Source organism: Pseudomonas sp. 18.1.10 (genome assembly GCF_024655625.1).
Lineage (GTDB): Bacteria > Pseudomonadota > Gammaproteobacteria > Pseudomonadales > Pseudomonadaceae > Aquipseudomonas.
Map to the genome: position 1 here is coordinate 15,379 of NZ_JANLGL010000073.1, position 12,201 is coordinate 27,579.

At 64.7% G+C, this 12,201-nt stretch carries 13 protein-coding genes; 1 reads left to right on the top strand and 12 read right to left on the bottom strand.

Going from position 1 to position 12,201, the window contains the following annotated elements:
• Positions 1-13: 13 nt before the first annotated feature.
• From NUV89_RS14575 to NUV89_RS14630, 12 genes are all read right to left on the bottom strand, one after another.
• Positions 14-2,326: an MMPL family transporter gene (locus tag NUV89_RS14575; protein ID WP_257781871.1), complete on the bottom strand. Its 2,313-nt coding sequence runs from the start codon at positions 2,324-2,326 to the stop codon at positions 14-16.
• Positions 2,316-3,011 (bottom strand): outer membrane lipoprotein carrier protein LolA, encoded by a 696-nt coding sequence (locus NUV89_RS14580; protein WP_257781872.1) that lies wholly within the window; start codon positions 3,009-3,011, stop codon positions 2,316-2,318. Before NUV89_RS14580 ends, NUV89_RS14575 begins: the two co-directional genes overlap by 11 nt.
• Positions 3,008-3,433 (bottom strand): thioesterase family protein, encoded by a 426-nt coding sequence (locus NUV89_RS14585; protein WP_017738888.1) that lies wholly within the window; start codon positions 3,431-3,433, stop codon positions 3,008-3,010. The genes NUV89_RS14580 and NUV89_RS14585 overlap by 4 nt, the downstream gene beginning before the upstream one ends.
• Positions 3,426-4,967, bottom strand: a complete 1,542-nt coding sequence (hutH, locus tag NUV89_RS14590) for a histidine ammonia-lyase (RefSeq protein ID WP_257781873.1) — start codon at positions 4,965-4,967, stop codon at positions 3,426-3,428. The genes NUV89_RS14585 and hutH overlap by 8 nt, the downstream gene beginning before the upstream one ends.
• A complete protein-coding gene (locus NUV89_RS14595; protein ID WP_257781874.1) occupies positions 4,951-5,886 on the bottom strand; it encodes a glycosyl transferase in 936 nt (311 codons plus the stop codon). Before NUV89_RS14595 ends, hutH begins: the two co-directional genes overlap by 17 nt.
• Complete coding sequence (locus NUV89_RS14600; protein WP_257781875.1) at positions 5,883-6,617, bottom strand: glycosyltransferase family 2 protein; 735 nt, start codon at positions 6,615-6,617, stop codon at positions 5,883-5,885. Before NUV89_RS14600 ends, NUV89_RS14595 begins: the two co-directional genes overlap by 4 nt.
• A 149-nt stretch (positions 6,618-6,766) precedes the next feature.
• Complete coding sequence (locus NUV89_RS14605; protein WP_257781876.1) at positions 6,767-8,437, bottom strand: acyl-CoA synthetase family protein; 1,671 nt, start codon at positions 8,435-8,437, stop codon at positions 6,767-6,769.
• On the bottom strand, positions 8,434-8,979 hold the full coding sequence (locus tag NUV89_RS14610; protein ID WP_257781877.1) for a hypothetical protein: 546 nt from the start codon (positions 8,977-8,979) through the stop codon (positions 8,434-8,436). Before NUV89_RS14610 ends, NUV89_RS14605 begins: the two co-directional genes overlap by 4 nt.
• On the bottom strand, positions 8,976-9,230 hold the full coding sequence (locus NUV89_RS14615) for an acyl carrier protein (RefSeq protein WP_257781878.1): 255 nt from the start codon (positions 9,228-9,230) through the stop codon (positions 8,976-8,978). Before NUV89_RS14615 ends, NUV89_RS14610 begins: the two co-directional genes overlap by 4 nt.
• 9 nt (positions 9,231-9,239) lie before the next feature.
• Positions 9,240-9,509, bottom strand: coding sequence for a phosphopantetheine-binding protein (locus tag NUV89_RS14620; protein ID WP_017738895.1), 270 nt, complete (start codon positions 9,507-9,509; stop codon positions 9,240-9,242).
• Complete coding sequence (locus NUV89_RS14625) at positions 9,487-10,299, bottom strand: 1-acyl-sn-glycerol-3-phosphate acyltransferase (RefSeq protein WP_257781879.1); 813 nt, start codon at positions 10,297-10,299, stop codon at positions 9,487-9,489. Before NUV89_RS14625 ends, NUV89_RS14620 begins: the two co-directional genes overlap by 23 nt.
• Positions 10,278-10,994 carry a beta-ketoacyl synthase chain length factor gene (locus NUV89_RS14630; RefSeq protein WP_257781880.1) on the bottom strand — a complete coding sequence of 239 codons (717 nt, stop codon included), beginning with the start codon at positions 10,992-10,994 and terminating at the stop codon, positions 10,278-10,280. The genes NUV89_RS14625 and NUV89_RS14630 overlap by 22 nt, the downstream gene beginning before the upstream one ends.
• Before the next feature lie 349 nt (positions 10,995-11,343).
• Here NUV89_RS14630 and NUV89_RS14635 point away from each other — a divergent pair, with 349 nt between their 5' ends.
• Positions 11,344-12,114 carry a ParA family protein gene (locus NUV89_RS14635; RefSeq protein WP_257781881.1) on the top strand — a complete coding sequence of 257 codons (771 nt, stop codon included), beginning with the start codon at positions 11,344-11,346 and terminating at the stop codon, positions 12,112-12,114.
• Positions 12,115-12,201: the final 87 nt, after the last annotated feature.

Genomic DNA, 12,201 nt, shown 5'->3' on the forward strand with positions numbered 1-12,201 from the left:
GCGATAATCACATTCATAAGGCGTGCTTCTGTTGCCCGGCCCAGGGCGCCAGCATAAAGCTGAATGCCAGGCCAAGGCTGACCGATAAGCCGAAATTACTCACCGCCGGTGTGCTGGACACCGCCAGCAGGCCGAACGACAACCAGGTCGTCAACGCCGCCAGCAGCGTACCCAGCAGGCTGACCGCCGGGCCGCCGATCTGTTCGCGCATGAGGATCGCGTAATCCACGCTGATGGCCGTGACCAGCAGCAGGCCGAACAGGCTGAACAAGGTCAGCGGCTGGCCCAGCCAACCGAGGCTGGCCAGGCTGCACAGTGCCGCCAGCAACGGCAGCGCGACGATGCGCAGGGCACCGCCAAAGCCGAACGGCAGGATCAGCAACAGCACGATCAGCACGCACGACATCAATTTCAATTCAGCGGCGCTGATCTGCGTGTCGGCGAACACCCGGTTCAAGTCGCCGAGGCGATCCACCAGTTGCACCCCGGGCAAGTCCACGGCCTGCACCCGCAGCAGCGCCGGGTTGTTCAGGCCTTGCAGGCTGACCATCGCCGCCACGCCGCCGTCCACCGGGCCCAGCCACAAAGTACGCCAGGGTTCGGCCAGCGGGCCTTGCAGCGCGGCGTCGATATCTTGGGTGGGTAGCGCCTGCAGTTGCGCAACTTCGGCCTGCAGGGCGCTGGCGGGTACGCCGAGGTCCTGCAGCGGTTGCCAGTGTTGCGGCAGTTGGCTCAGCGCATCGCGCAGTGTTTGCTGCTCGGCGGGCAGGCTGACCAGTTGGCTGAGCGCCATGTAGCCCTGGAGCTTGCCCATGTTCACCAGTTGGTCGAGGCGCTGGCCCAGGGCGCTTTCCCGTTCCAGCAACTGCTGCTGGTTTTCGGCGCGCACCAGAAAGAACTGGCTGGTGGGCTGGAAGCCGGTGATCCGCGCCACGGCTTGTGCTTCTTGCAGCAATTGCGGCGGCGCGCCGATCCATTGGCGAATATCGTTTTTACTGCTCAGTTGCCACAGGCCGCCGGCACAGAACAGCAGCAACAGGGCCAGCAGCGCCGCGCTCGGCACGCGCTTGAGCAACGATTCGCGCACCAGCCACAGGCATTCGGCGATGCGCAGCGGCCATTGCGCCGGGCGCAGTTCGACGCCCTTGAGCAGCGCCGGCAACAGGCACACCGCCGACAGGTACGCGCCGACCAGGCCGGCCGCCGAGAACACCGCGATTTGCGTCAGCGCCGGGAACGGCGTCCAGGCCAGCGCCAGGTAGCCGATGCAACTGGTCGCCAGGCTCAGGCTCAGCCCCGGCAGCGTCAGGCGCAACGCCGGCCAGCTGCGCCAGGGTTTCAGGCTCCAGCTTTTCGACAGGTAGTGCAGCGGGTAATCCACCGCCACGCCGATCAGGCTGGAACCCAGCACCAGCGTCATCACATGCATATGGCCAAACAGCGCCACACAGGCCACCGCGCCAAACAGCATGCCCACCAGCACCGGCACAAACGCCAGCAACACGCGCCAACGGCGGAAGGCGAGCAACAGCAACAACAGGATGCCGACGGTCGCGCCACCGCCGACCCAGGTGATTTCCCGCGTGGCTTGCTGCTGACCGTTGGCCGCATACAGCAGCCCGCTGGCGGCGAGCAACTGTGCGCCTTGCTCGCCGGCCTGTGCACGGCTGGCCTGGAGCAGGTCCGCCACTTGCAGCGGCAGTTTCATGTCGAAGGCATTGCCGGTGGTGCGCGCCCGCAGCAGCACCCAGCTCTTGCCGTCGGCATCGGCGATCAACGCGCCGCTGCCGATATCCAGCTGTACCGAGCCATGTTGCGGCTGGCTGTTCTGGATGCGCCCGGTCAGGCCCAGCCAGTCATCCTGGCTCGGCACCAGGCTGAAGCCGGTGAAGGGGTCGAACAGCGCTTGCACACGCTGCTGGATGAAGGCGCCGGGTTGTTCGATCAGTTGCTCGCGGTCCTTGGCCGAGAGCATCGCCAGGCGCCCGCGCAGCAATTGCTCGCGCAGCGCCGGCAAGTCGGCGTGCAGGTTCCACTGGACCTTTTCAAACAGGCCGCTGGCCTGCCAGCGCTCGCCCAATTGTTGCGCCACGGCCACCGCTTGCTGGCGGTCGGCATGCCCGACCAGCACCAGCATTTCGCGGTTCAACGGCTCTTGCATGCGCTGTTCGGCTTGCAGCTCCAGGGCGTCCGGCGTGTTGCCCGGCACCAGCTCCATGAGGTTCGCCGACAGCGGCGCGCCATGGCGCCACTGCCAGCCGGCCAGGGCCAGCACGGCCACCAGCAGGATCAGGAACAGGCGCGGTAACAGCCGCTCACTGCGCAAAGTCGTGTCTCTCCGCGTCGCTCAAGGGCAGGGCTGCGGTGCTGTCCTGCATGCGCAGCAGGGTGCTGTCGCCCTGGGTTTCCAGCAGCTCGATGTTCTGCACCAGCTCGCCACCGTCGATATTGATCTGGGTGAAGACTTGTTTCAGCAGCAGCGAGCGGGGGATCAGCGTCAGCTTCCAGTCGTTGGCTGCGCCTTTCAGTTGCAGCTCGAAGTCACGCTGCAAGCCGCTGCTGTCGCCCTGGAGCACGGCGAGGAACAGGCGATTCTGCTCGGCGCCGGCGCTCTTGTTCGGCAGCGGCTGCCAACCCGTGGCGTCACGGCGGGCGATGCCTTGGGCGCTGATGCGGTAGTCCTGTTGCAGCGGGGTTTTCAGCAGCCACAGCAGGCCGTGGTCCTTGGCGAGGACGAAGGTGCCTTTGCTGACCAGCGGCTGGGGCAGGGCACGCAGGTGTTTTTCCTGGGTGAAGTTGCCGTGGATCACCGAGGGTTTGGCGAGCTGGTCGCTGAGCTGCTGCAAGTCAAAAGCATGGGCCATGCCTGAAACGCTCAACAACAGGATGAACGCGGTCCATGTGGGAGCGGGCTTGCTCGCGAAGGACTTGAGGACGCCGCGTAGTGTCAGGCGGATTGCATTATCGTTGACGACCTTCGCGAGCAAGCCCGCTCCCACAGGGGATTTCATTTCAAGGCCCTTTCGACGGCGTTGGTGAAGATTTTTGGGGAGGCTAGCTGCATCTCGCGACTGGCGATTTCCACCGCCACTTGCACCGTGCTCGCACGGGTCAACCGCTCGCCACTGGCCAGGTCGGTAATCAGGTAATTGACCTTCAAACGATTCTCCCACTCCACCAAACTGGCACGCACGTTGATCGTCTGGCCAAACACCGCGCCGCGCACGTAGCGCAGCTGCATGTCGATCACCGGCCAGGCGTAGCCCGACTCCAGCATCTGCGTGTAGTTGTGGCCGAGCTTGTCCAGCAGCGCGCAGCGCGCCACTTCCAGGTACTTCACGTAGTGCCCGTGCCAGACGACGTTCATGGTGTCGACGTCGAAAAACGGCACGAGGATCTCGGTGTCGCAGTGCAGCACGCCGGGGCTACGCATGCAGCCTCCAGTGTTGCGCGGCGATGCGTTGCAGGCACAGGCGCAGTTCGCCTTCGAGGGCGCGGTCTTCGATCACCGGCGGGAAGTCTTTGGCCAGTTCTTCGTGCATCGCCGCCAAGGCTGGCGGCAATGGCCGTGCATCGGCGGCCTGGGCGCGTAGCCACACGCCTTGGTTGGCGGCGAGCAAGGTGGCGGCGGCGACCTGTTCGGTCAGCTCCAGCACGCGGATCGCATCGCGGGCGGCGATGGTGCCCATGCTCACTTTGTCTTGGTTGTGGCATTCGGTGGAGCGCGAGAACACGCTGGCCGGCATGGTGTTTTTCAACGCTTCGGCGGTCCAGGCGCTGGTGCCGATCTGCACGGCCTTGAAGCCGTGGTTAATCATCGCGCGATCCGCCGGGGCGCCGGACAGGTTGCTCGGCAGGCCGTGGTTGTAGCGCACGTCCACCAGCAGCGCGAGCTGGCGGTCGAGCAGGTCGGCGACGTTGGCCACCAGGGTCTTGAGGCTGTCCATGGCGAAGGCGATGTGGCCTCCGTAGAAGTGGCCGCCGTGGAGCACGCGTTCCTCGATGGCGTCGATGATCGGGTTGTCGTTGGCGCTGTTCAGTTCGATCTCGATGAACGAGCGCAGCCAGTTCAGGCTGTCGGCCAGCACGCCGAGGACGTGGGGCGCGCAGCGCAGCGAGTAGCGGTCTTGCAGGCGATGCAGCGGCGCGGTCGGCGCATCGATGGCCAAATCCTTGCGCAGCCATGCCGCCACTTGCATCTGCCCAGGGTGCGGCTTGGCGGCGAACAGGCGCTCGTCGAAGTGTTCCGGGTTGCCTTGCAGCGCCACCACGTTCAGCGCGGTGATGCGCGTGGCCAGTTGCAGCAGGTAGTCGGCGCGGGCGAAGGCCAGGCAGGCGAGGCCGGTCATCACGGCGGTGCCGTTCATCAGCGCGAGGGCTTCTTTCGGGCGCAGCACCAGCGGGTCCCAGCCCAGTTCGCGATGCACGTCGGCGGCCTGGCGGCGCTCGCCACGGAACATCACTTCACGTTCGCCGGACAAGGTCGCGGCCACGTAGGACAGCGGCGTCAGGTCACCGCTGGCGCCCACCGAGCCTTCTTCCGGGATCAGCGGCAGCACGTCGTGTTCCAGGAAGGCATGCAGGCGTTCCAGCAGCTCCACGCGCACGCCGGACACGCCGTGGCACAGCGACTGCAAACGCGCGGCCAGCACGGCGCGGGTGGCTTGCGCATCGAGCAGCTTGCCCAGGCCGCAACCGTGGAAGGTGTACAGGTGACGCGGCAGCGCTTCGACGTGCTGCAACGGCACGGCCACCACGCAGGAGTCGCCGTAGCCGGTGGTCACGCCGTAGATCACGCCTTCCTTGTCCAGCAGCGAGTCGAGGAACTGCGCGCCCTTGGCGATGCGCTGGCGATACGCGGCATCGCCCTGCAATTGGGTGGGCGCCTGACGGTTGGCCAGGGCCAGCACGTCTTCGATGCGCAAAGCGCGTTCGCCAAAGGTTACCGGCTCAAGATGCGTGGTCATCGGTCTTCCAGAAAGGGTAAAAGTTGAACCATTGTTGGGGCGCTTCCAGGCAGAACTGGCCCAGGCGTGCGGCGTAGCGCGCGGTCCACAGGGCTATGACCTGCTCGCGGGTATTACGTTTCCATTCGATCAATTCGGCGAACGGCTCGATGGTCAGGCGGTAGCGGTTGTTGTGCTTGAGGCACATCAGCAGGTTCACCGGGCATTTGAGCAGGCCGGCCAGCAGCCACGGGCCTTGGGGGAAGGCGGCGTCGTGGCCGAGGAAGTCCACGCGCACCGTGCGCCCGCCGTGCAGCGGCACGCGGTCGCCGGCGATGGCCAGCCATTCGCCGTCGTCCAGGCGCTGGCTGAGCAGCAGCATGGTCGCCGGGTCCAGCTCGCTGACCTGGATCAGGCGCAAGTGGGTCGCCCCGGCTTCGCCGAGCAGGCGGTTGAATTGTTCGGCGTGCTTGGTGTGCACCAGCACGTTCATGGTCACTTGCTCGCCGATTTCAGCGAGGGCGCGGCACACTTCGAGGTTGCCCAGGTGCGCGCCCACCAGCATCTGTCCGCGCTCGCCGCGCAGTTGCCCGCGTAACTTGGCCGGGTCGTTGATCTCGATCTGTTCCAGGCGCAGCTTGCCGTTCCACACGTCGAGCTTGTCGAGCAGGGAGTCGGCGAAGGCCATGAACTGGCCGAACACGCGCTTGTGGCTGGGGCGCAGGTCATCACGCCCGCTCCACTCGGCCAGGCGCTGCTGGTATTGCCAGGCGCTGTGGCGTGCGGTGCGGCCGAACAGGAAGAAGTACAGGACGATGGCGTACAACAACGGGCTCAGCACGCGGCGGCCAAGGACCTTGGCGGCGAACGCGGTGAGTTTCATCAGCAGGAAGCTGCCGCGCTCCTCGCGGTCGGCCCAGTGCTTGGTGCTGTCGCTCATGCCTGCCACCGCCGCCACAGGATCATCGGCGAGCGCACCAACATGCCGAAGAACAAGCGGGTGTGCATCGCCGAGATGCGCACGTTGTCGCGCAGCAGGCGGAAGTGCGACACGCCGTCGGCCGGGTAATGCACGCGGGTCGGCAGCCAGCGCATCGGCTGGTTGCGCCAGGCCAGGCGCACGAGGATGTCGGAGTCGAAATCCATGCGCGTGCCGATGTAGGCCGAGTCCATCAGCGCCAGCGTGGGCGCCAGCGGATACACGCGAAAGCCGCACATCGAATCGCGGATCTGCAGCGACAGGGTGTTGATCCACACCCACACGTGGGTCAGGTAACGCGCGTACAGGCGGCCTTTGGGCACGCTGTCGTCGTACTCGGGGTAGCCGCAGATGATTGCGCTGGGGTGGGTGCGCGAGGCGTCGAGGAAGGTCTCGACTTCACGCAGATCGTGCTGGCCGTCGGCGTCCACTTGCAGGGCGTGGCTGAAGCCCAGGCGTGCGGCTTCGCGGAAACCGGCCATCACCGCGCCGCCCTTGCCCTGGTTGTTCAGCAGGGTCAGCAAGGTGACGTTGTCCAGGGCTGCCAGTTGCGCCAGCACCGCCGCGCAGGCCGGGCTGCTGCCGTCGTCCACCAGCAGGCAGGGCAGGCCGCTGTCGAGCAGGCTGCGGACTACGGCCGGGACGGCGGCCTCGTGGTTGTAGACCGGGATCAGGGCGCAGGGGTTATGCATGATCGCAGTCTCCTGGTTGACCGCGTCGCCTGCATCGCGGGCAAGCCCGCTCCCACCTTTGATCTGCTGTATGCGGGAGATGTGTGGCTGGCACAGGTCCAGTGTGGGAGCGGGCTTGCCCGCGATTGAGCGCGAAGCGCTCACCAAACCTATACATGCTCAGTCTCCAGCAAAATCCGCCCACTGGAGCAGGCCGCGTCGCCATTGCGATAGGCGAAATACAGCTTGCCGCGCTCCCGGTCAAAGCGCAGGTGCAGTTCGACCCGGTCGCCCGGCCGTACCAGTTGCTGGAACTTGAGCACTTCCATCCCGGCAAAGGTCGCCGGCAAATCGAGCAGTTGCTGGCCGAGGTTGAACGCCCATTCGATCTGCACCACGCCCGGCAATACCGGCGTGACCGGGAAGTGACCGCTGAAGTAGGCCAGGTCGGGCGGGATGCTCAGTTGCAAGGTCCATTCGCCGTCGGTTTCGAGTTGCTCCAGCACTTCCGGCGCCTTTGGTCGTGGTGCCAGCAGCAATGCCTCGACTTGGGCCTGGGGCAGTTTGCCCTGGCTGTTCAGCGGCAGCTGGCGCAGTAAGCGCCAGCGACGCGGCAGCGCCAAGGCTTCGCAGTGTTGGCTCAGATGCTGGCGCAGGGTTTGGGTCAGCGTGCGTCGGCCCTGATTGCGCAGGGCATGCAGGCCCTCGGCGCTCAGCACCACCAGCGCACCGAGTGACGCGCGGTTTTCCTGCACCACGCCCAGGCGCGTTTCGGCGACCCACGGGTGGGCCATCAGCGCTTGTTCGAGCATGGGCAGGGAGATGCGTTTTTCTTCCAGCTTGACGATGCGGTCCAGGCGCCCGAGCAGTTCGAAGCGGCCATCGGCGTGGATGCGCGCGGCGTCGGCGGTGTGTTCGATATGCCCGGCGGGCAGGTAGGGCGAGGCGATGCGCAGGGCGCCGTCGGCGTCCTGGCTCAGTTCCACGTCGGCAAACGGCTGCCAGGGTTGCGCGCCTTGTCGCCAGGCGATGCCGCCGGTTTCCGAGCTGCCGAGGATTTCCGTCGGCCATTGCTGCAAGCGGTCGTACAGTTCGCCAGCAGCCTCGATGGGCAAGGCGCCGCCGGAGGAAAACACCCGCGACACCTGGCTCAGCGCCGGCCAGTCGAGGTTGTCGCCCATGCGCTTGAGCAGCGCCGGGCTGGCGACCCAGGCGAATTGCGGGTGTTCGCGGCTGGCGCGCTGCAAGTCCTCGGGAAAGGCCAGTTGCTTGCGCACAAAGCTGCGCCCGGCGCACAGCGGCCATAGCACGCGGAACAGCAGGCCGTAGATATGTTGGGTGGCGACGCTGCCGATGATGCACGCGCCCTTCAAGTCCGCGCCCCACAGGGTTTCCAGGGCGTCGACTTCGTTGGCCAGTTGGCGCAGGGACTTGTCGATGCGCTTGGGCTCGCCACTGGAGCCGGAGGTGCACAGGCTCAGTTGGCAGGCGTCGAGGTCCAGCGCCGCCGCGCTCAACGGCGCTTGATACAGCGCGTCGAGGTGCGCTACTTCGGTCAACCAGGCGTCGACGGCCGCGTCCCAGCGTTGGCGGGTTTGCGCTTGCAGGTCGGCCGGCAGCAGCACGCTGACCCCGGCGCGCCAGGCGCCGAGCAGGGCAATCGCCAAGAGGCCGGCGTCTTCCAGGTGCACGGCGACGCGCTGGATACCGCGCGCGCGCAGCCCCGCCGCCAGGCTCAGGGACTGTTCCCACAGCTGGGCGTGATTCATTGCAGGTTCGGTGGTGACCGGACGCTGTTCCAGCGGCTCGAGCAGCAAGTGCTCAAGTTTCAACCCATTCATACGCGGCCTCGAACCCTTTGTCGTACCAGCCATTCCACGGCAAACAACAGCCCCATCAGCCCGTAGGCGATCAGGCCGTTGTACAACGTCCACCAGCTCAACGGCGCCCACAGGGTGAGGGCGGCGGCGAGCAGGCCATTACACAGAAAAAACGCGCTCCAGACCACGGTGACCTGGCGCGTATACACAATCGCGTGGGGCGGCAGCTGCGGGTCGGTCATGCGCGCCAGGCGTTCCACCATCGGCGGGCCGTATTTCAGGCTCAGGCCAAACAGCGCCAGCATGAACGCGCTGACCAGGCTCGGGTACCAGCGCAGCAGGCGTGGGTTGTCGAACCAGGCCAGCAGCAGGCAGAACACGATCACCGCCAGCGCCATCCAGCGGCTGCCGGGGCGCCGTGCGCCGGTCAACGCGCGCAACAGCCACAGGCTGCCCAGCAGCAGGCCGAATTGCCACGGTGCAAAGTGCTCGGTGCCGTAATACACCGCAAAGGGGTACAGCAGCCCCGCCAACAACAGGCCAAGGCCGATCAGCCGGCTCATGCGGCGGGTTGCACCAGGCGGTACACCGCCTCAACCACGTCATTCACGGTACGCACCGCCTTGAACTCCTCGGCGGCGATCTTCTTGCCGGTCTGGCGCTTGATATGGTCGATCAAGTCCACGGCGTCGATGCTGTCGATTTCCAGGTCCTGGTACAGGTTGGCGTCAAGGGTGACGCGCTCTGGCGCCAGTTCAAACAGTTCCACCAGGGCGTCGCGCAAGGTGTTGAAAATATCGTCACGAGTTTGCATGGTACGGTCTCAAGCTGCCTGTCGGGCCGTGACGAACGCCGCAAGGCTGGCCACGTTGGTGAAGTGATTGCGGGTGTCCTTGGCGTCGGCATCGATCTTGATGCCGTACTTTTTCTGGATCGCCAGGCCCAATTCCAGGGCGTCTACCGAATCCAGGCCCAGGCCTTCGCCGAACAGGGTTTGGTCGCTACCGATGTCGTCGACACTAATGTCCTCAAGGCCGAGGGCTTCGATGATTAGCGTCTTTATGTCGTACTCAAGGCTGTTGCTGTCGCTCATCTTCGGCGAGCTCCTTAATAAAATAGTCATGCAGGTAATCGTTGAGCTTGCGTGAAGCCTGGGGCGCGGGCCCCAGTGTGGCGAACGCCTGTGGTTCTATATCGGCACCCACGCGCAAACTGAAGTGAAAGCGGCGCTTGGGGATGCGATACCAGGGCTCGGCCTTGGTCAGTGTGGTGGGGCTGACCTTTATCACCACCGGGGTGACGATTGTCGCACCGCGCAGTGCAATGGCGGCGCCCCCGCGATGAAAGGCGGGCGCCGCGCCGGGTGTGGTGCGGGTGCCCTCGGGGAAAATAATCAGGGTCTGGCCGTCGCGCAGGGCGTCGGCGGCGGCGTCGAGCATGTCGGCGCTGCCGTCATTGCTGATATAGCCGGCGTCGCGGACCGGGCCACGCATGAACGGGTTCTGGAACAGGCTCTGCTTGACCACGCAGTTGGTCTGGCGCATCAGGCCGATGAGGAACACCACGTCGATCAGCGACGGGTGGTTGGCCACGATCATCTGCCCCGGGCGCCCGAGTTTTTCCGCACCTTCGACGCTGTAGGTGAGGATGCCCAGGCGGTACATCAGGCGAATGAAAAACCAGAACAGGCAACTGATGGTGTGACGCGCACGCCGCTGATGCTGCCTGGCATCGCCCGGCAGGCAGCTGAGCAGCGGGAACACCAGCACGCGCAGGCCCAGGCCGCCGATGCCAAACACCAGGAAGCTGATGGCCGTGGCGAACAAGCGCCAGTAGTAGGCCTGCCGTGGCTTGTCGGTGATTACTTGCGTTGCCAGTTCCATACGCGGTTCTTCCAGGCATGTTGGCAGGCGCCTTGCTCGGTGAGCAGGGTGCGCAGCAGGTTCAGGGCGTGGGGCCACTGGGTTTGAGTGGGTTGGACCGTGGCGGTGCGCAGTTCCAGCTGCCACTCGTCGCCCGGCGTCAGCAGCAGGCCGAGGGCGTAGGGGAACGGCACGTCCTTGATCCAGCTGGCGTAGGCCTCGGGTGGCTGTTCTTCGGTGATGACCAGCAATACGGCCGGGGCGCCTTCGTTGAGCAGCGCGGCGGCCTCCAGCAAGCCGTGTTCCAGGCCATCGCCGGCGGCGGCGAGGGCGGTCATTTCGCTGGTTTCATTGCGCAGGATCGACCACAGCCCAATCACCGCGTTGTGCACCGACAGGCTGAACTGGGTCGGCGACAGGGGCTGGTCGTTGGCCAGGTCGCTGAGGATGTCGAGGGTGCGCGGGGTTTCGCCATGCCGAGAGATGAACACCAGCGGCAAATCCTGCAAGCCTTCGGCCAATGGCCAGCCGACGCTGAACGCCATGCGGGCCAGGCGGCTCAGGCGGCGGCGCTGCATGGCTGGCAGGAATGACACGTCGGGGCAGGCGTCGCTGGCGGGAAGCACCTCTGGGGCCTTGCACCAGGCCAGCCAGTCGTGCGCGCTGTCGAGCCCTGGAGCCCAGGCACGCCATTGGGCGATGTTGAAATTGATCACTGAGAGGTTATCCCGCCCCTGCGGGCTTCCATGTGCGGCCGTTGGCCCCGAATACCGGGACAGGGAGCAATGGCCGAATGGCGCGCATTATCCCGGTGCTGCGGGGTTCTAGCAAACTTTGGTAATGAATTGTTCAAGGTTGATTACAAATAGCTCGGAAAGATTTACAGATTGTCGGTTACCCGGAATCAGATTGGATTGTCGGACCGTTCTGTTTAATTTGTCGGCGGCAGATGACAGTCGGCGCTTCAAACGCCTGTGATGCTGTAAGTGCGTGGATGAACAAGGTAGCTAACAGGCGCTTTTGCCCTCTACACTCGGGCATTCATTGATACACGGAGGTTTTTCCATGCGGCGTGTGGTGTTCAATCAGAAAGGCGGCGTTGGCAAGTCCAGCATTGCCTGCAACCTGGCGGCGGTCAGCGCCAGCGAAGGCTATCGAACCCTGTTGGTGGACCTCGATGCACAAGCCAACTCAACCCAGTACCTCACCGGGCTGACGGGCGACGACATCCCCATGGGGATCGCGGATTTTTTCAAGCAAACCCTGTCTTCCGGGCCGTTTTCGAAGAAGAACAAGGTGGATATCTACGAAACGCCCTTCGACAACCTGCATGTGATCACCGCCACCGCCGAACTGGCGGACTTGCAGCCCAAGCTTGAGGCCAAGCACAAGATCAACAAGCTGCGAAAGCTGTTGGACGAGTTGAGCGAAGATTACGACCGTATCTACCTGGACACCCCGCCAGCGCTGAATTTCTACGCGGTTTCGGCGTTGATTGCCGCTGATCGCGTGCTGATCCCCTTCGATTGCGACAGTTTCTCGCGCCAGGCGCTGTACGGCCTGCTGGCTGAGATCGAAGAGTTGAAGGAGGACCACAACGAAGGCCTTGAAGTGGAAGGCATCGTGGTCAACCAGTTCCAGGCCCGCGCGACGTTGCCGCAGCAGATGCTTGATGAGTTGATTGCAGAGGGGTTGCCGGTGCTGCCGGTGTACCTGGCCAGCTCCGTGCGCATGCGTGAGTCGCACCAGGAGAGTAAGCCGCTGATCCACCTGGACCCACGGCACAAGCTGACCCAGCAGTTTGTGGAGTTGCATAACCTGTTGGAAAACGCGTGATCTGACAGGTCCCTGAAAATCCCTGTGGGAGCGGGCTTGCTCGCGAATGCGGTGTATCTGTCACAAATATTTTGACTGGCGTACCGA

Excerpts from the sequence above, each read along its gene's own strand:
- NUV89_RS14580 (WP_257781872.1), bottom strand. The coding sequence starts at position 3,011 with ATGAAATCCCCTGTGGGAGCGGGCTTGCTCGCGAAGGTCGTCAACGAT.
- NUV89_RS14585 (WP_017738888.1), bottom strand. The coding sequence starts at position 3,433 with ATGCGTAGCCCCGGCGTGCTGCACTGCGACACCGAGATCCTCGTGCCG.
- hutH (WP_257781873.1), bottom strand. The coding sequence starts at position 4,967 with ATGACCACGCATCTTGAGCCGGTAACCTTTGGCGAACGCGCTTTGCGC.
- NUV89_RS14595 (WP_257781874.1), bottom strand. The coding sequence starts at position 5,886 with ATGAGCGACAGCACCAAGCACTGGGCCGACCGCGAGGAGCGCGGCAGC.
- NUV89_RS14600 (WP_257781875.1), bottom strand. The coding sequence starts at position 6,617 with ATGCATAACCCCTGCGCCCTGATCCCGGTCTACAACCACGAGGCCGCC.
- NUV89_RS14605 (WP_257781876.1), bottom strand. The coding sequence starts at position 8,437 with ATGAATGGGTTGAAACTTGAGCACTTGCTGCTCGAGCCGCTGGAACAG.
- NUV89_RS14610 (WP_257781877.1), bottom strand. The coding sequence starts at position 8,979 with ATGAGCCGGCTGATCGGCCTTGGCCTGTTGTTGGCGGGGCTGCTGTAC.
- NUV89_RS14615 (WP_257781878.1), bottom strand. The coding sequence starts at position 9,230 with ATGCAAACTCGTGACGATATTTTCAACACCTTGCGCGACGCCCTGGTG.
- NUV89_RS14620 (WP_017738895.1), bottom strand. The coding sequence starts at position 9,509 with ATGAGCGACAGCAACAGCCTTGAGTACGACATAAAGACGCTAATCATC.
- NUV89_RS14625 (WP_257781879.1), bottom strand. The coding sequence starts at position 10,299 with ATGGAACTGGCAACGCAAGTAATCACCGACAAGCCACGGCAGGCCTAC.
- NUV89_RS14635 (WP_257781881.1), top strand. The coding sequence starts at position 11,344 with ATGCGGCGTGTGGTGTTCAATCAGAAAGGCGGCGTTGGCAAGTCCAGC.